The sequence below is a fragment of the Micromonospora sp. NBC_01655 genome (assembly GCF_026339755.1).
GTDB lineage: Bacteria > Actinomycetota > Actinomycetes > Mycobacteriales > Micromonosporaceae > Micromonospora.
Genome location: NZ_JAPEQF010000001.1, coordinates 1,620,779 through 1,637,788 on the forward strand (window position 1 = coordinate 1,620,779; position 17,010 = coordinate 1,637,788).

16 protein-coding genes and 2 pseudogenes are annotated in these 17,010 nt (G+C 75.4%); 12 read left to right on the forward strand and 6 right to left on the reverse strand.

Annotation, left to right across the window (positions count from 1 at the left end):
• Positions 1 to 32: 32 nt before the first annotated feature.
• From hisN to aroA, 3 genes are all read right to left on the reverse strand, one after another.
• Positions 33 to 851, reverse strand: a complete 819-nt coding sequence (gene hisN, locus OOK41_RS07695) for a histidinol-phosphatase (RefSeq protein WP_117665517.1) — start codon at positions 849 to 851, stop codon at positions 33 to 35.
• 62 nt (positions 852 to 913) lie between these two features.
• Positions 914 to 2,065, reverse strand: coding sequence for a ribosome small subunit-dependent GTPase A (gene rsgA, locus OOK41_RS07700; protein ID WP_266263568.1), 1,152 nt, complete (start codon positions 2,063 to 2,065; stop codon positions 914 to 916).
• Positions 2,035 to 3,336 (reverse strand): 3-phosphoshikimate 1-carboxyvinyltransferase, encoded by a 1,302-nt coding sequence (gene aroA, locus OOK41_RS07705; protein ID WP_266263569.1) that lies wholly within the window; start codon positions 3,334 to 3,336, stop codon positions 2,035 to 2,037. The genes rsgA and aroA overlap by 31 nt, the downstream gene beginning before the upstream one ends.
• Positions 3,337 to 3,437: 101 nt before the next feature.
• On the opposite strand from aroA, the gene OOK41_RS07710 reads away from it, so the two are divergent.
• From OOK41_RS07710 to OOK41_RS07745, 8 genes are all read left to right on the forward strand, one after another.
• Entirely contained in the window at positions 3,438 to 4,145 is a 708-nt protein-coding gene (locus OOK41_RS07710) for an SOS response-associated peptidase (RefSeq protein ID WP_266263570.1), read from the forward strand.
• A 200-nt stretch (positions 4,146 to 4,345) separates the two neighbouring features.
• Complete coding sequence (locus OOK41_RS07715; RefSeq protein ID WP_117665336.1) at positions 4,346 to 4,738, forward strand: WhiB family transcriptional regulator; 393 nt, start codon at positions 4,346 to 4,348, stop codon at positions 4,736 to 4,738.
• 130 nt (positions 4,739 to 4,868) lie between these two features.
• Positions 4,869 to 5,486, forward strand: a complete 618-nt coding sequence (locus OOK41_RS07720) for an alpha/beta family hydrolase (RefSeq protein WP_266263571.1) — start codon at positions 4,869 to 4,871, stop codon at positions 5,484 to 5,486.
• A gap of 270 nt (positions 5,487 to 5,756) precedes the next feature.
• Positions 5,757 to 6,581: a sigma-70 family RNA polymerase sigma factor gene (locus tag OOK41_RS07725; protein ID WP_117665340.1), complete on the forward strand. Its 825-nt coding sequence runs from the start codon at positions 5,757 to 5,759 to the stop codon at positions 6,579 to 6,581.
• A 1-nt stretch (position 6,582) separates the two neighbouring features.
• Positions 6,583 to 6,870, forward strand: a complete 288-nt coding sequence (gene rsrA / locus OOK41_RS07730; RefSeq protein WP_117665342.1) for a mycothiol system anti-sigma-R factor — start codon at positions 6,583 to 6,585, stop codon at positions 6,868 to 6,870.
• Positions 6,871 to 6,992: 122 nt separating this feature from the next.
• Positions 6,993 to 7,145, forward strand: coding sequence for a hypothetical protein (locus OOK41_RS07735; protein ID WP_165878021.1), 153 nt, complete (start codon positions 6,993 to 6,995; stop codon positions 7,143 to 7,145).
• A 172-nt stretch (positions 7,146 to 7,317) separates the two neighbouring features.
• A complete protein-coding gene (locus OOK41_RS07740) occupies positions 7,318 to 7,533 on the forward strand; it encodes a biotin/lipoyl-binding carrier protein (protein WP_117665346.1) in 216 nt (71 codons plus the stop codon).
• Positions 7,530 to 8,045 carry a GNAT family N-acetyltransferase gene (locus tag OOK41_RS07745; protein WP_266263572.1) on the forward strand — a complete coding sequence of 172 codons (516 nt, stop codon included), beginning with the start codon at positions 7,530 to 7,532 and terminating at the stop codon, positions 8,043 to 8,045. Before OOK41_RS07740 ends, OOK41_RS07745 begins: the two co-directional genes overlap by 4 nt.
• A gap of 78 nt (positions 8,046 to 8,123) precedes the next feature.
• On the opposite strand, the gene OOK41_RS07750 is transcribed toward OOK41_RS07745, so the two are convergent.
• Positions 8,124 to 8,690 carry a TetR/AcrR family transcriptional regulator gene (locus OOK41_RS07750; protein ID WP_117665350.1) on the reverse strand — a complete coding sequence of 189 codons (567 nt, stop codon included), beginning with the start codon at positions 8,688 to 8,690 and terminating at the stop codon, positions 8,124 to 8,126.
• Here OOK41_RS07750 and OOK41_RS07755 point away from each other — a divergent pair.
• Positions 8,656 to 10,395 carry an MDR family MFS transporter gene (locus tag OOK41_RS07755; RefSeq protein WP_323136155.1) on the forward strand — a complete coding sequence of 580 codons (1,740 nt, stop codon included), beginning with the start codon at positions 8,656 to 8,658 and terminating at the stop codon, positions 10,393 to 10,395. The genes OOK41_RS07750 and OOK41_RS07755 overlap by 35 nt on opposite strands.
• Positions 10,396 to 10,405: 10 nt before the next feature.
• Here OOK41_RS07755 and OOK41_RS07760 read toward each other — a convergent pair whose 3' ends face one another.
• Positions 10,406 to 12,235, reverse strand: coding sequence for a tetratricopeptide repeat protein (locus OOK41_RS07760; protein ID WP_266263578.1), 1,830 nt, complete (start codon positions 12,233 to 12,235; stop codon positions 10,406 to 10,408).
• Between the two features lie 257 nt (positions 12,236 to 12,492).
• Between OOK41_RS07760 and OOK41_RS07765 the strand changes: the two genes are divergently transcribed.
• From OOK41_RS07765 to OOK41_RS31880, 3 genes and pseudogenes are all read left to right on the forward strand, one after another.
• Positions 12,493 to 13,524, forward strand: a complete 1,032-nt coding sequence (locus OOK41_RS07765) for an SIS domain-containing protein (protein ID WP_266267748.1) — start codon at positions 12,493 to 12,495, stop codon at positions 13,522 to 13,524.
• A 25-nt stretch (positions 13,525 to 13,549) separates the two neighbouring features.
• Positions 13,550 to 14,803, forward strand: a pseudogene (locus OOK41_RS07770) (histidine kinase N-terminal domain-containing protein); the annotation flags it as partial.
• Between the two features lie 177 nt (positions 14,804 to 14,980).
• Positions 14,981 to 15,208 (forward strand): annotated as a pseudogene (locus tag OOK41_RS31880) (ATP-binding protein); the annotation flags it as partial.
• 14 nt (positions 15,209 to 15,222) lie between these two features.
• On the opposite strand, the gene OOK41_RS07775 reads toward OOK41_RS31880, so the two are convergent.
• On the reverse strand, positions 15,223 to 16,728 hold the full coding sequence (locus OOK41_RS07775; protein WP_266267749.1) for a glycosyltransferase family 39 protein: 1,506 nt from the start codon (positions 16,726 to 16,728) through the stop codon (positions 15,223 to 15,225).
• Positions 16,729 to 17,010: the final 282 nt, after the last annotated feature.

The window sequence follows — 17,010 nt, forward strand, 5'->3', positions numbered from 1 at the left end:
CACCACCTGGCGAGGATAGAGGCTGGCGGCGTTCAGCGCGCGGCCGGCCGACCCAGCCTGCCCAGGACGTCGGCGTGCAGCCGGCCGTTGCTGGCCACCGCGCTGTGCTCCCCGGCCGCGTCGCCGCCGGGGGCGGGCCGGCCGGCCAGGTCGGTGAGCGTCCCACCCGCCTCGGTGACGATCGGCACCAGCGCGGCCACGTCCCACAGGGACAGCTCCGGCTCGACCATCACGTCCAGCGCCCCCTCGGCCAGCAGCATGTAGCCGTAGAAGTCGCCGTACGCCCGGCTGCGCCAGGTGTCCCGCATGAGCTGGAGCACCGGCTCCAGCAGGCCGGCGTCCTCCCAGCCGGACAGGGACGAGTAGCAGAAGCTGGCGTCGGCGAGCCGGCTCACCCCGGAGACCCGGATCGGGGCGCCGTGGGCGGCGTCCGGGCCCGCGTACGCGCCCTCGCCGAGGGCGGCCCACCAGCGCCGGCCCAGCGCCGGCGCGGAGACCAGCCCGAGCACCGGGCGGTCCCCCTCCAGCAGGGCGATCAGGGTCGCCCAGACCGGTACCCCCCGGACGAAGTTCTTGGTGCCGTCGATCGGGTCGACCACCCAGCGCCGCCCGCCCGGCCCGGCGGCGGGCTGCTCGCCGTACTCCTCGCCGAGCAGGCCGTCGCCGGGGCGCCGCTCGGTCAGCAGCGCGCGGATCTTCCGCTCGACGGCGGTGTCGGCGTCGGAGACCGGGGTCAGGTCCGGCTTCGCCTCGACGCGCAGGTCGAGGGCGCGGAACCGGGCCGTGGAGATTTCGTCCGCCCGGTCGGCGAGCAGGTGGGCGAGGGCGAGGTCGTCGGCGTACCCGGTCATGCCGGAGACGGTAGCGGCGGCCGGGTCGGGCCCGGTCGGGCGGGTCGCGCCCGGCTGGCGGATCACGACCCGGCGAGCGGGTCGCCGGGGTTGCGCTGGTCGGGCTCGCGCGCGTCGCCCTCCCCGGACCGGGAGGCCAGCAGCCGGCGGTACGAGGCCAGCCGGCGGGCGTCGGCCTTGCCGGCGGCCACCCAGGCGTCCAGCGCGCAGCCGGCCTCGTCGGCGGTGTGCGGGCAGTTCACCGGGCAGTCGACCGTCCCCTCGACCAGGTCGGGGAAGCCGTGCAGCAGGCTGTCCGCCGAGACGTGCGCCAGCCCGAAGCTGCGCACCCCCGGGGTGTCGACGATCCAGCCCGTGGCGGCGCCAGACGCGCCGGACTGGAGTGCGCCCGGGCGGGGCGGCAGCCGCAGGGCCACCGCGCTGGTCGAGGTGTGCCGGCCCCGGCCGATCGCGCTGACCACGCCCACCGCCCGGTCGGCGTCCGGGACGAGGCGGTTGACCAGCGTCGACTTGCCCACCCCGGAGTGCCCCACCAGCACCGACACCCGCCCGGCGAGCAGGTCGCGCAGCGCGTCGAGGTCGGAGTCGGGTCGGACCAGCACGTACGGCAGCTCCAGCTCGGCGTAGTACCCGAGCACCTGCTCGGGGCCGGCCAGGTCGGCCTTGGTCAGGCAGAGCAGCGGCTCGATGTCCGCGTCGTACGCGGCCACCAGGCAGCGGTCGATGAACCCGGTTCGCGGCGGCGGGTCGGCCAGCGCGCTGACGATCACGAGCTGGTCGGCGTTGGCCACCACGACCCGCTCCAGCCGCCCCTCGGCGGTGTTCTCGTCGTCGTCGGCGGTGCGCCTCAGCACCGAGCTGCGCTCGGCGATCCGGACGATCCGGGCCAGCGCCCCGGCCGCCCCGGAGGTGTCGCCGACCAGGCCCACCCGGTCGCCCACCACCACCGACTTGCGGCCCAGCTCCCGGGCCCGCATGGCGGTCACCAGCGGGGCGTCCGGGCCGGCGTCGGGCAGGACGCAGGTGTAGCGGCCCCGGTCGACGGCGATGACGAGGCCGTCGACCGCGTCCTCGTGCCGGGGTCGGGTCCGGGTGCGTGGGCGCGAGGACTTCCCGGGCCGGACCCGCACGTCGTCCTCGTCGTACTCCCGCCGTTTGGTCGCCAGGACGTCCCCCCGCCGTGTCAGCTCTTTCCGGTCACCATCGCCGACCATAGTGCCGGAAACTCCGGCATGGTCTTCGAGGTGCACGACACGTCGTCAAGTTCGACGCCGGGGACGGCGAGCCCGGTCACCGCGGCGGCGTGCGCCATCCGGTGGTCGTGGTACGTGCGGAACGTCCCGCCGCGCAGCGGTCGGGGGCGGATCTCCAGCCCGTCGGCGGACTCGGTGAGGTCCGCGCCGAGTCCGGCGAACTCGCGGGCGAGCGCGGCGATCCGGTCGGTCTCGTGCCCCCGGATGTGCGCGACGCCGGTGAACCGCGACGGCGAGTCGGCGAGCATGGCGAGCGCGGTCAGCGCCGGGGTCAGCTCGCTGACGTCGGAGAGGTCGGCGTCGATCCCGTGCACCGTGCCGGTGCCGCGCACGGTCAGGCCGGTGGTGGTGAGGGTCACCTCGCCGCCCATCCGGGACAGCAGGGCGCGGAGCTGCTCGACCGGCTGGGCGCTGCTGCGCGGCCAGCCCCGCAGCGTCACCTCGCCCCCGGTGACCAGCGCGGCGGCGAAGAACGGCACCGCGCCGGAGAGGTCCGGCTCGATCTCCCAGCCCCGCCCGCTCAGCGGACCCGGCTCGACGACCCAGACGTCCGGGACGCTGTCGTCGACGGCCGCCCCGGCGGCCCGCAGCATCTGCACGGTCATCCGCAGGTGCGGCGCGGACGGGACCGGCGGGCCGACGTGCCGGACCACCACGCCCCGGTCGAAGCGGGGCGCGGCCAGCAGCAGGCCGGAGACGAGCTGGCTGGAGGCGGAGGCGTCGATCACCACCTCGCCGCCGGCCACCCGGCCGGCGCCGAACACGGTCAGCGGCAGGCTGCCGGTGGTCGGGGTCTCGACCCGCACCCCGAGGGTGCGCAGCGCCCCGATCAGCGGGCCGAGCGGCCGGGTGCGGGCCTGCGGGTCGCCGTCGAAGGTGACCCGCCCGTCGGCGAGGCCGGCGACCGGCGGCACGAACCGCATGATGGTGCCGGCCAGGCCGACGTCGACGTGTGCCGGGCCGGCCAGCGGGTGCGGCCGGACCAGCCACCGGTCGTCGTCCGCGATCGACATGTGCGCGCCGAGTGCCCGCAGCCCGCCGGCCATCAGCTCGGTGTCCCTGGCCCGCAGTGGCCCGGCCAGCGTGGAGGGACCGCTGGCCAGCGCGCTGAGCACCAGCGCGCGGGCGGTCATCGACTTGGAGCCGGGCAGCCGCAGCGTGGCCACCACCGGATCGGACGCGGTCGGAGCGGTCCACGGCCGTAACGGCCGGGTCGCGGTCGGAATCCCCACGGTGACATTCTGCCGTGTCCCGCCCCGGCTCGGCGGGCCGGCGGGTCCGCTCCCGGTTGGCGGGACAGCCGAACGCGGCGCGGGACGTTAGCGTGTGCCCCATGTGCGGGAGGTACGCGACGACCCGGGGCGCGGGTGAGCTGAGCGGGCTGTTCGAGTCGTACGACGAGACCGACGGCCGCGTCCGGTCGAGCCACAACGTGGCGCCTACCTCCGCCGTGCCGCTGGTCCGGCTCTCCGCCGAGGGGCACCGGGTCCTGTCCGCCGGCCGCTGGGGGTTCCTGCCGCCGTGGTCGCGCTCGCCGGGCGACGGGGCCCGGATGATCAACGCGCGGGCCGAGACGGTGGCCACCAGCCGGGCGTACGCGCCCGCGTTCGCCCGCCGCCGCTGTCTGGTCCCCGCCGACGGCTGGTACGAGTGGGTCCGCCGGCCGGAGGGCGGCCGGCAGGCCTACTACATGACCCCGGCCGACGCCTCCGTGCTCGCCCTGGCGGGCATCTGGACGACCTGGGAGGGGCCGGCCGGGCCCGTGCTGACGTTCAGCGTGCTGACCACCGCCGCCGTCGGCGAACTGGCCGAGGTGCACGAGCGGATGCCGCTGCTGCTGCCCCGGGAGCGCTGGGCGTCCTGGTTGGGGCCCGTGGACGACCCGGCCGTGCTGCTCGCCCCGCCCGCCGCCGACTGGCTGGCCGGCCTGGAGGTCCGGCCGGTCGGGTCGGCGGTCGGCAACGTCCGCAACGACGGGCCGCAGTTGACCGCCCGGGTGCCGGCGCAGACCGCGCTGACCGGGGACATCACGCTTTTCTGACAAGCGACGAAGCACATTGTCGCGGACTGATTCGCCAGGGTTGCGCCGGATCATCGACCGCCTTTTTAGTCATTCTTCCCGCGAGACCCTTGTCCCCGTGTCCGGAAGTGCGATACAACACAGCGCCGGTAGTGGGCGACGATTCGCACGGTGCGAACGCCGCCCATCGATCTTTCCGGTCCCACGGGGGAGGTGGGTGGATGACACGGGCGCGTATGCCCCGCCCGCATGAGGTGGCCGCCGCACGACGAGATCCGCGACTGCTGCGGGCGTTGCGTGAACGGCGACAGGACGAAGCCTGGCGGACCAGAGGGACCTGCCAGAGTGTGGATCCGGAGACGTTCTTTCCGGCGCCCAACGAACCGGCCGATGTGGCGGTGGCCCTCTGTCGCAGTTGCGATGTACAGGGATCCTGCCTGGCCTGGGCGTTGGATGTCGGCGACTGCCACGGCGTCTGGGGCGGCACCACGCCGCGCGAGCGCCGGGCGATGCTGGTCGCCTGGCGCAGCGAGGTGGACCCGGACCCGGACGCGGCCGACGAGGCCGGCCCGCCGGTGCGGGACCGGCTGCTCACCCTGGTCCCGCTGAGCTGACCCGTCAAGGGCGCGGCGATCTTCGCCGGTGCCGGCGAGGGCCTGGTGGTCCGCCGTGCCCGGCGTACGGGCCGGGGCGCGGTCCGCGGCGGACCCACTGCGCCGCCCCGCCGACCCGCAGAATGGGCCCGTGCGGCACGACGACGAGATCGGGACACCACGCGGGCCGGCCCGGGTCGACACCGACCTGCCGGCCGGTCCGCCGTTCGCCCTGCTGGTGCTCGGGCACGGCGCGGGCGGCGATGTCGGCGCGCCCGACCTGGTCGCGGTCCGGGACGCGGCGGTCGCCGCCGGGGTGGCCGTGGTCCGGGTGACCCAGCCGTACCGGGTGGCCGGGCGGCGCGCCCCGGCCCCCGCCGGGCACCTCGACGAGGCGTGGACGGCGGTCGTGGCCGAGGTGCGCCGGCGACACCCCGCCGGGCCCGCGCTGGTGGTGGGCGGCCGGTCCAGCGGCGCCCGGGTGGCCTGCCGTACCGCCGTGGCCGTCGGCGCGGACGCGGTGCTGGCGCTGGCCTTCCCGCTGCACCCGCCGGGCCGGCCGGAGCGCTCCCGGGCGGCGGAACTGGCCACCGGCCTGCCGACGCTGGTGGTCAACGGCGACCGGGACCCCTTCGGCGTGCCCGCGGCGGGCCCGCCGGTCCGGGTGGTGGTCCGCCCCGGCGAGCGACACGACCTGCGCGACGATCCGGCCGGCACGGCCGCCGTGGTGATCGACTGGCTGCGCGGGCGCGGCTGGGCGTCGCCCTGACCGGCGGCCCCGGTCGCCCGCCACCCCCCGGACGCGGGCGGGCGGGACCGGAGCGCGGCCGTGACCGGGAGCGGCACGCGTCGTTGTCTCCGGTGGTGTCGGGTGCCCGATCCGGGCGACCGGCACCGTCCCTCCCAGGCCCTTCCTGGTCCCAGCGTCGGCGCTCGCCGGGGCCGGGACCAGGAACGGGGGCGATCGGCCGGAATGCCGGGCCTGGCGGCCCGCGTTACCTCCCACGGACGAGATTTCTGCTTCAGGGGGGTGTGACCGGTGCCGACCGAGACACGGAGCCGGGAACGGGACGAGCGGGAGGCGCGGCAGCTCAGACGGCTGCTCAAGGCGCCGGAGTGGCCCGCCCCGGCGCGGCCGGACGGGCCCGCGGCGGTGAGGACCAGCACACCGGCCGAAAGTGAATCTGCGCCGGGGCCCTGGCGCGTATCCTCGGCGGGAAAGCATCCGACGCGAGGGGATGTGCGGTTGACCACCGAGAAGACGGACGAGCGCAGGGCCCGCTTCGAGCGGGATGCGATGCCCTTCGTCGATCAGCTCTACGCCGCCGGGCTGCGCATGACGCGCAATCCGGCCGACGCGGAGGACCTGGTCCAGGAGACGTACCTGAAGGCGTACGCGGCCTTCCACCAGTTCGAACAGGGCACGAACCTGAAGGCCTGGCTGTACCGGATCCTGACCAACACCTACATCAACTCCTACCGCAAACGGCAGCGCCAGCCGATCCAGGCGCCCACCGAGGAGATCACCGACTGGCAGCTCGCCGAGGCCGAGTCGCACACCTCCAGCGGGCTCCGCTCGGCCGAGACCGAGGCGCTGGACCGACTGCCCGACAGCGACGTCAAGCAGGCCCTCCAGCAGTTGCCGGAGGAATTCCGGCTGGCCGTCTACCTCACCGATGTCGAGGGCTTCTCCTACAAGGAGGTGGCCGACATAATGGGCACCCCCATCGGCACGGTGATGTCGCGGCTGCACCGCGGCCGACGTAATCTGCGCAAGCTGCTCGAACGGTACGCCGCCGAGCGCGGCTTCACCGCCGCGCAGCCGGCCAAGGGTTCGACCGCCGCCGCCGGCCGGGAGGTGTGACGTGAGCTGTGGGAAGCCGCACGAGACGGACTGCCACGAGGTGCTCGCGGAGGTCTACCTCTACCTGGACCTGGAGTGCGCCGAGGAGCGCCGCCTGCTGATCAGGCGCCACCTCGACGAGTGCGGGCCCTGCCTGCGCGAGTACGGCCTTGAGCAGGAGGTGAAGGCGCTGGTGGCTCGGTGCTGCGGCAACGAGACCGCGCCGGAGCAGTTGCGCGAGCGGCTGCGGGTCCGCCTCACCGAGCTGATCGTCTTCGAGCCGACCGAGTCGCGCGAGCTGGCCGACTGACGGGTACCCGCCACGACCACACGATGGTGGCCCGGGTCGGTCGACCCGGGCCACCATCGTGTCCCGGCCCCGTGGGCCGGGGCCGGCGGGCAGGCCGCCGCGCCGGTCAGGAGTTGGGGCGCTTGCCGTGGTTCGCGCTGCTCTTCTTCCGGGCCTTCTTCTTCCGGGACTTCTTCGCCATGTCGACCTCCTCAGGTGCTGGTCACTTCCGCCCGCGAGAGAACGCGGCGGTGGTCGGATACCGGCCCTCGGACACCCGCGGGCCGACCCGCTGATGCTAGTGCGGCCGGCGTCCGGCGTGGTCCGCCGGGGCAGTGCTCGCGCGCGACCCCTGTCCCGTCCCGGGCGCGACGCGTGTCGTACGCCGTCACCCACTCCGCCCCCGCCACGAGCCGGCGCATGATTGGATACCGATCGCAGACACACCGGTGGAGAGGGAGGTCCGACATGGCCGAGGAGATCCGCGCCGAGATGGTGGCCAATGTGTGGAAGGTCGTCGCGGCGGCCGGGGACACCGTCGCCGAGGGGGACACCCTGGTGATCCTGGAGTCGATGAAGATGGAGATCCCGGTCATCGCCGAGGCCGACGGTGTCGTCCAGCAGCTCGCGGTCAGCGAGGGCGACGTGGTGCAGGACGGCGACCTGATCGCTGTGATCGGTTGACCGGCCTGCTGGTCCGGCGGGCCGACGAGGCCGACTTCGCGGCGGTGGCCCGGCTGACCGTCGCCGCGTACGAGGCCGACGGGCAGCTCAAGGCGGAGAACGGCTATGCCGTCGCGCTCGCCGACGTGGCGACCCGGGCGGCCGGTGGCGAGGTGCTGGTCGCCGTGGACGAGGACACCGGCGAGCTGCTCGGGTCGGTCACGTTCGTGCTGCCCGGCACCCCGTACGCCGAACTCTGCGGCCCTGGCGAGGCCGAGTTCCGGATGCTCGCGGTGGACCCGGCCGCCCAGGGCCGGGGAGCCGGCGCGGCGCTGGTGCGGGCCTGCCTGTCCCGCGCCGCCGGGCTGGGCTGCTCGGCGGTGGTGATCTGTGTCCGGGCCGGTTTCGCCGAGGCCGGCCGGAGGCTCTACGAGCGGCTGGGCTTCGTCCGCACGCCGGAGCGGGACTGGTCGCCGTTGCCCGGGGTGGAGCTGCTCGGCCTGCGCCGGGAACTGCCCGCGCCGACCCCCTGACGCTCAGCCCGCGCCGACCCCCTGACGCTCAGCCCGCGCCGACCCCCTGACGCTCAGCCCGCGCCGACCCCCTGACGCTCAGCCCTCGCCGATCCTGGCGAGCAGCTCGTCGGCCACCTCCAGGGCGAGCTTGCGCCGCTCGGCGTCGGTGACGTGCGGGCCGCGGATCGCGAACCAGCTGCTGTGCACGGCGAACAGCGCCACCGAGGCGCGTAGCTGGGCGCCCGGTGAGTCGTCGCCCCGGGCCAGCGCCAGGGCCAGCCGCATCATCCGGTCGCGCATCCGCTGCCCGGCGGTGAGGCTCTTCAGCACGGTCTGGTTCTGCTCGAAGAAGCGCATCACCGAGGGCTCCTCGGCGGCGAACATGGTGTCGGCGTACCGGGCGATCAGCTCCTGCCGGGTCGCCACCGTGGCCGGCCGTCCCTCGGCCCAGGCGATCAGCGCGTCCATCCGGTCCAGCCGGTCGTCGACGAAGCTGCTGACGATCTCGTCCTTGCTCTTGAAGTGGTAGTAGAGCGCGGCCTTGGTCACGTTGAGCCGCTCGGCGATCTCGCGTAGCGATGTCTTCTCGTACCCCTGCTCGGTGAAGAGCTCCAGGGCCACGGTCTTGATGCGCTCCCGCGTGCCGCCTGTGCTCTCTCTCACCGTGGACCACCCAACTCGTTTGACGTCATGTTGCTACCGAACCTACCGTGCGGCTAGTAAGGTAGCTAGCCGGCCGGCAAGTAAGTCAGTCACATCTCGGGGGAGTTTACCGATGACCCAGGCGGAGCAGCAGACCGTGGAGCGACGACCCAACGTCCGGGTGGTCCTCTTCGGCCTGATGATCGCGATGATGCTCGCGATGCTCGACAACATGATCGTCAGCACCGCGCTGCCGCGGATCGTCGGCGAGTTCGGCGGGGTGGACCACTTCACCTGGGTGGTCACCGCGTACGTGCTGGGCACCACCGTCTCGACCCCGATCTGGGGCAAGCTGGGCGACCTCTACGGCCGCAAGTCCGTCTTCCTCACCTCGGTGGTCGTCTTCCTGATCGGCTCGGCGCTGTGCGGGATGGCCGGCTCGGGGGCGTTCGGCGGGACGGACAGCGGCATGGTCGAGCTGATCGCCTTCCGGGCGGTCCAGGGCCTCGGCGCGGGTGGCCTGATGGTCGGCGTGATGGCGATCATCGGCGACCTGGTCCCGCCCCGGGAGCGGGGCCGCTACCAGGGCATGATCGCCGGCATCATGGCCATCGCCATGGTCGCCGGCCCGCTGGTCGGCGGGTTCATCACCGACAACCTCTCCTGGCGCTGGGCGTTCTACGTCAACCTGCCGCTCGGCGGCGTCGCGCTGGTGCTGCTCGCCACCACCATGCACCTGCCGAAGTACCGCACCGAGCACCGGATCGACTGGCTCGGCGCGGGGCTGCTCTCGGTCGGCATCACCGCGATCGTGCTGATCACCACCTGGGGCGGCAACTCCTACGACTGGGTCTCCCCGCAGATCCTCGGCCTGGTGGCGCTGGCCCTGGTCGCCCTCGTCGTGTTCGGCCTCGTCGAGCGCCGGGCCCCGGAGCCGATCCTGCCCCTGGGGCTGTTCGCCAACCGCAACTTCGCGCTGATCTCGGTGATCGGTTTCCTGCTCGGCTTCGCGATGTTCGGCGCGATGAACTTCCTGCCGCTCTACCAGCAGACGGTGCAGGGGGCCTCGGCCACCAACAGCGGCCTGCTGCTACTCCCGCTGATGTTCGGCATGCTGGTGGTCTCGCTGGTGGTCGGCCGGGCGATCACGAAGACCGGCCGGTACCGGATGTTCCCGATCGTCGGCGGCGCGGTGATGGTCGCGGGCCTGGCGCTGCTGACCCGGCTCGACGTCGGCACCGGCAAGTGGGAGTCCTCGCTCTACATGGTCGTCCTCGGCGTCGGCATGGGCTTCCTCATGCAGACGTCGATGCTGATCGCGCAGAACAGCGTCGAGCAGAAGGACCTCGGCGCGGCCAGCGGCGCGGCCACCTTCTTCCGTTCCATCGGCGGCTCGTTCGGCATCTCGCTGTTCGGCGCGATCTTCGCCAACCGGCTCGCCGGCTCGTCCGCCGGGTCCGCGTTCAGCGGCGGGGGCGGCGAGGGCAGCCAGCTCGACCTGGACAAGCTCAAGGAGCTGCCGGCGCAGGCCCGGGAGTTGGTGCTCGGTGGCCTCTCCGACGCCATCTCGCACGTCTTCTGGTGGGCGGTGCTGTTCACCGTCCTGGTGCCGGTGCTCGCCTGGTTCATCCGGGAGGTCCCGCTGCGCTCGACCAACGACACCCCGCCGGCGGACACCGGCGAGGAGCAGGCCGAGGTCGCCCTCGGCCGGGCCCCCTCGGCCTGACCACCGTCGGTCAGGGGCGGCGTCGGGAGCGGGTGAGCCGGGCCCAGAGGCGGCGCACCGGTCCCGCCCGGCGCGGTCCCGGCCCGGAGATCAGCTCGCCGGCCAGCGTGGCCGTGCCCGCGTCGAGGGCCGGGGTGGCCAGCGCCAGGTACGCCAGCGACACCGCGATCGGCACCGGCCGCTGCCGGGACACGGTCGCCACGTCGGCGAGCCGCTCGGCCACCACCCCGGCCACGTCGGCCCGGACGGACGGGTCGACCCAGGCGGCGGTGACCAGGGCGAACAGGGCCGCCTCGGTGATCCAGTCCTCCACCCCCCAGACCAGGTCGACCAGCACCCGGCGGCGGGTGGACTCCGGCCACGGCTCGTCGGTGCGGTGGTGCAGCAGGCCCAGGCACGCCCAGACCTGCACGCAGCGCACCCACAGGGACGGGTCCTGGCCGGCCAGCACCCGGCCCATCCCGGTGGCGGGCGCCGCGGGCGGGTGCACCAGGAGCCCGAGCAGGTCGGTCACACCCAGGGTGGCCAGGCCGACCGCCGCGTCGTACGCCGCCGGAGGGTTCGGCCAGGCCGGGTGGGCGAGCTGCCGGATCCGGTCCGCGGCCCCGGCCGAGGGCGCCGGCACCGTCGGGGCGGCGACCATGCCGTCCCAGCGCCACAGCGGCCGGTCGCTGGCCCGACGGGGCTCGCGCGGGTCCGGGTCGGCCACCGCGGCCACCTCGACCCGCAGCCCGGGCACGGCCGCCGCCACGGTACGCATGGCGCTCGGCGGCTCCAGCGTCGCCAGCCGTACGGTCGCGCCGTGGCCGCGGTTCTCCTCGGTCAGGGCGTGACGCAGCGCGGCCACTGCCGCCCCGACCGCCGGGGTGACCTGCCCGAGCCAGGGCCGGCTGCGGCAGCACTCGGCGAGGTCGCCGTGCTCGTGCGAGTCGTCGGGGTGGTCGCGGACGAAGTCGGCGAGCGCCACCAGGTGCGCCACGTCGCCGTCGCGCTGGAAGCGCAGCCGGTGCGCGGTGTGCACGGCACAGTCGAAGGTGGGGTCCCGGGCCAGGGCCCGGTCGATCCAGTCCAGGGCCTCGTCGAGCCGGCCGTTGTCGGCCAGCGTGCCGGCGATGTCGGCGTACACGGCGAGGTCGGCCGGGTCGTGCTCGACGGCCCGGCGCAGTGCCGCGAGGGCGTCCCGGGTCCGGCCGGCGCTGCGGTAGGCGTACCCGAGCCAGACCTCGCCGAGCTTCGACGGCTGGACGCGTACCCCCCGGCTGGCCCAGCGGATCGCCAGCGTGACCTCGCCGAGACGCCGGGCCAGCGCGGACGCCGCGCCGAGCAGCAGGCCGTGGTCGGGGTGGACGGTGACGGCGTTGCGGGCCAGCGTGAGGTACGGCGACAGCGGGCCCCGGTCGGCGCGCGGCACCGGGTCGTCCACGGTGGCGCAGACCTGCATCAGCACCCGGGCGACGCGCTCGGGATCGAGCCGTTCGGGCAGCTCGGGGGCGGTCACCCAGGGCACCCCGGCCCAGTCGGCGCGGGGGTCGTGCCCGGTGGCGGCGGCCAGCAGCTCCAGCCCGTCGGCGGGTCGCCCGGTCGCGGCGAGCAGGTGCGCGCGGGCCACCACGACGCCGACGAAGGCACGCTGGTGCAGCGGGAACAGGTCGACGCCCCCGCCGCTGGCGGTGGCGAGCCGGGCCAGCGTCTCGTGCACCTCGGGCAGGGTGGGCGCCCGGGTCAGGGCACCGGCCACGTGCCCGGCGGCGTGCGACAGGTCGCCCTCGTCCAGCGCGAGCCGGGCCAGGGCCAGCTCCTCCTCCGCCGACAGCGGGGGATCGTCCCTTCCCTCGGACACGTGGGCCTCTCGCTCGTAGGTAGCTCGCCGTCGGCGGGTTCGTCCCGCGCGCAGGGCGCTCGCCGGAGGCGGGCGGGCCCCGCTCGTCGGTGCGGCGCCGGGCCGGGCAAGCGTAGGTGATGTTGGCACGGCATGGTGATCCGCTGCGCAATGGTGCTCGCTGGATTGCTCGCGTCGAATCAAACGTGCAAGACTGAGCAGGAAACGCGCGGCTATCGCGCAGGGAAGGGGTATCTGTGACGCGTGCAGGGGCCGGGATGGCCGCCGACATCAGCGAGCAGCCGGCCGGCTACGAGCGGTTGCTCTCCGCCGAGCACACCGGGGCGATCGCCCGGGTGGCCGCCGCCATCGCGCAGCGCCGCCCCCGACACGTGGTCTTCACCGCCCGGGGCACCTCCGACCACGCCGCCCTCTACGCGGCGTACCTGACCGAGATCCGGCTCGGCCTGCCCGCCGGGCTCGCCTCGCCCAGCGCGGTCACCCTCTTCGGCGCCCGGCCCGACCTGTCCGACGCGCTCGTGGTCGGGGTCAGCCAGAGCGGCGGCTCGCCCGACCTGGCCGAGGTGCTGCGCGCCGCCCGCGCCTCCGGCGCGCTGACCCTCGCCGTCACCAACAACCCCGGCTCCCCGCTGGTCGAGGTCGCCGAGCTGAGCGTCGACATCGCCGCCGGGCACGAGCGGGCGGTGGCCGCCACCAAGACGTACACCGCCGAGCTGCTCGCCCTGCTGCTGCTCGTGGAGGGCATCCGGGCCGGCGACGGCGCGCTGCCCGCCGAGGAGCGGGCGGCGCTGGCCGCCCTGCCCGAGCTGGCCGCCCGCACCCTGGACGACGCCACCCCGGCCCAGCTCGCCCCGCGCTACCGGTTCGCCGCCCAGCTCGTCACCACCGGCCGGGGGTACGCGTACCCGACCGCCCGGGAAGCGGCGCTGAAGCTGATGGAGACGTCGTACCTGCCGGCGCTGGCCTTCTCCGGCGCGGACCTGCTGCACGGCCCGCTCGCCATGACCGACCCGGACGTCCCGGTGCTGGCCGTGGTCGGCTCCGGCCCCGGCGGCCGGTCGATGGGGGAGGTGCTGCCCCGGCTGGGCGAGCGCCGCGCCGACGTGGTGGTGGTCGGCTCCGCCGACGTCGAGGGGGCCACCCGGATGGCCGTGCCCGAGGTCGACGAGCGCTACGCCCCGCTGCTGGACATCCTGCCGTTGCAGCGGCTGGCGTTGGCGCTGGCGCTGGCCCGGGGCGAGGACCCGGACGCCCCGCGCGGCCTCAAGAAGGTCACCGCGACGATGTGAGGTCCGGCGTGGCACGCTGGTCAGCGTGTCCACGCTGCGCGACCTCGCCGAGGAGCACACCCAGCTCCGCCCCGCCGACATCGACCACCTGCACCGGATCGCCGGAGACTGGCAGCTGCTGTCCGACCTGTCCTTCGCCGACCTGCTGCTCTGGGTGCCGGTGGACGGCGAGGGCAGCTTCCTCTGCGTGGCCCAGGTCCGCCCGACGACCGCCCCCACCGCCTACCAGGACGACCAGGTGGGGCGGATCGTCGGCGGGCCGGAGGTGGCCCACCTGGACGTCGCGTACGGGCAGGGCCGGATCTGGCGGGAGGGCGACCCGGTCTGGTACGGCGACGTGCCGGCCCGGCACGAGGCGATCCCGGTCCGGCTGCGTAGCGCCGACGGGGAGGCCGGTGAGGTGATCGCGGTGGTCGGCCGGGACACCAACCTGTCCACCGCCCGCACGCCCAGCCAGCTCGAACTGAACTACCTCACCACCGCCGACGACCTGGCCCAGATGATCGCCGACGGCACGTTTCCGCCGCCCCGGCATCCCGGGGAGACCACCTCCGCGCCCCGGGTCGGCGACGGCCTGGTCCGGCTGGACGCCAACGGCAAGGTCACCTACGCCAGCCCGAACGCCCAGTCCGCGTACCGGCGCCTCGGCTACGCCTCGCACCTCGTGGGGGAGGACCTGGCCAAGCTGCACCGCCGGCTGGCCGGCGACCCGCTGGAGGGCACCGACGCCGGCAACGCCATCCTGGCGGCGCTGCGCGGCGAGGCGCCGCCCCGGCGGGAGATCGACGCCCGGGGCGCGACCATGCTCACCCGGGCGCTGCCGCTGATGCCCGCCGGGGTGCCGATCGGCGCGCTGGTCCTGGTCCGCGACATCACCGAGGTACGCCGCCGCGACCGTGCCCTGATCACCAAGGACGCCACCATCCGGGAGATCCACCACCGGGTGAAGAACAACCTCCAGACCGTCGCCGCGCTGCTGCGTCTCCAGGCCCGCCGGGTCGCCATGCCGGAGGCCCGGGTCGCGCTGGAGGAGTCGGTACGCCGGGTCGCCTCCATCGCCCTGGTGCACGAGACGCTCTCCATGTCCAGCGACGAGGCGGTCGAGTTCGACGGCATCGTCGACCGGGTGGCCAGTGCGGCGACCGAGGTCGCCGCGACCGAGCAGACCGTCGGGATGCGCCGCCGGGGCAGCTTCGGGGTGCTGCCCGCCGAGATCGCCACCTCGCTGGTCATGGCCCTCAACGAGCTGCTGCTCAACGCGGTCGAGCACGGCTTCCCGCCGGCCGCGGAGGCCCCGGCGACCGGGCCCGCCCCGCTGGCCGGGACCCCGGCGGCGGTTGGGGCGCCGGGGGCGGTTGTGGCGCCGGGGGTTGCCTCCCCGGCGGCGGGCGGGGCCGCGCGACCGGAGGCGGGCCCCGTCCTGCCGGTCGCCACGGAGCCCCGCCCGGTGGCCGCGCCGCTGGTGGTCGTCTCGGCGCACCGGTTCCGCAAGCAGCTGCACGTCACCGTCGCCGACAACGGGCGCGGCCTGCCGGCCGAGTTCGACACCGAGCGCGGCAGCCGGCTCGGCCTCCAGATCGTCCGGGCGCTGGTGACCGGGGAGCTGCGCGGCACCATCGAGTTGCGCAACGGCGCCGGGGGCGGCACCGAGGCGGTGCTGGTGGTCCCCCTGGTCCGCCCCTGACCGGCGGGCCGCCGTCAGCGGGTGAGCAGCGCCACGGTCAGGCCCGGGCGCGGGCGGATCCGCTCGACGGTGAAGCCGTCGCGCAGCGCGTCCCCGGTCGCGCCGGGCACCGCGCCGACCGGGTCCGCGCGCCGGCCGGCGACCACCAGCCAGACCCGGTCGACCCCGGCCAGGCACTCGGCCGGGCGTGGGCACTCGTCGGCCCAGTAGTCCCCGCGCGCGTTCCGGTCCCGGACGACCAGGGCGTCGCGGGGCTGCCGGTCGCCGAGGTGGTAGCGGACGCCGAGGTCGAGGAAGAGCCAGCCGTTCCGGGGGGCGAAGACGATCACGTCCCCGGCCCGGCGTCCCTCGTCGACGACCCGGGCCGCTCCCCGGTAGTCGACCAGCGCGTCGCGCGGCCACTCGTGGCTGCGCCGCAGCGCGGCCTGGTCGGGCAGGCCGAGCAGGCCGGCGAGGAGCACCACGGCCAGCGCCGCCGGCAGCGCCACCCCGGCGCCCGCCGGCACCGGCGCCGCAGGGCGAGCCGCCCCCGCGCCCAGCGCCGCGCCGGCCAGGACGCAGGCGAACGGGACGGTGAAGAACAGGTAGCGCGGCACCCAGAGCGGCCCGGCCAGCCCGGCCAGGAACACCAGCAGCACCGGCAGCGCCACGCACGCGGCGGGGAGCAGGGCGCGCCGGCCCCACCGGGCGGCCCCGAGCGCGGCGAGCCCCAGCAGCAGCCCGCCCACCGCGCCGCTCTGGGCCAGCGCGCCCGGCAGGGCGGCCAGGTCGGCCGGGCGGGCGCGGTCGACCCAGTCGAGCTGCCGGCCCCGCTGGCCGACCGCCAGCACCACCAGCGGGGCCAGCACCACCAGCGCGGCCAGCACCGCGGCCAGCCAGCCCCACGGCGGCCGGGCGCGCCCCGGGACGGCCCGTGGCGCCCCGACCGGGGGCGGGGCGGCGGCCCGGCGGGCGCACGGCGCGGTCGCCGCGTGGGCGGCGAGCAGGGTGATGGCGACCAGGTGGGCCAGGCCGAGCCCGGCGACGGCGGCGGCGTACCCGGCCCATGAGCGCCATCCCGGCCGGTCCAGCGCCCGGACCAGCAGCAGCGTGGCCAGCACCGCGAACAGGGCGACGAACGCGTACGGGCGGGCCTCCTGGGCGTACCGGGAGCTGCCGGGCAGGACCGCGAACAGCAGCCCGCCCAGCAGCCCCGCCCGCTGGCCGAACAGCCGGCCCCCGAGGGCGGCGGTCAGCCCGGCCGTACCGGCCGCGGCCAGCACCGACGGCAGCCGCAGCGCCGTGGGGGAGTCGCCGAACGCCGCCACCCAGCCGTGCAGGAGCAGGTAGTACGGCCAGCTCGCCGCGTCGATGACGCCGGCCATCCGGGCCAGGTCGCCCAGCGGGCGGGTGGCCGCGCTCCAGGTGGCCAGTTCGTCCCGCCACGGCTGGGCGGCGCCCACCCCCGCGCCGGTCACCGCCAGGGTCACCAGCGCCGGCCACGCCCAGACCGGGCCGAGCCACCCCGGCAATTGCCGCATCGGGGGCGATTCGTCCACGGTGCCGAGCCTTCCACAGCGCCGGCCGCCCCGGGGCGGCCCAGCGGACATCGCGCTCGAACCCGGGGACAGTGCCCCGGGCGCGACGGGGAGGGGACAGTTTCCCTGATCGAGGGCGATCTTGCCCTTCGCTCGCATCGGCGGCCCGTGATGTGGGATCACCCACGCTGTCATTGGTCGGGCCCCCCCGGGGTGTGGGAGCATGGCCGCATGCTTGCCGCTGTCGTCCGTCGCCTCGTGGCCCGTCGCCACGTCGACTACGGC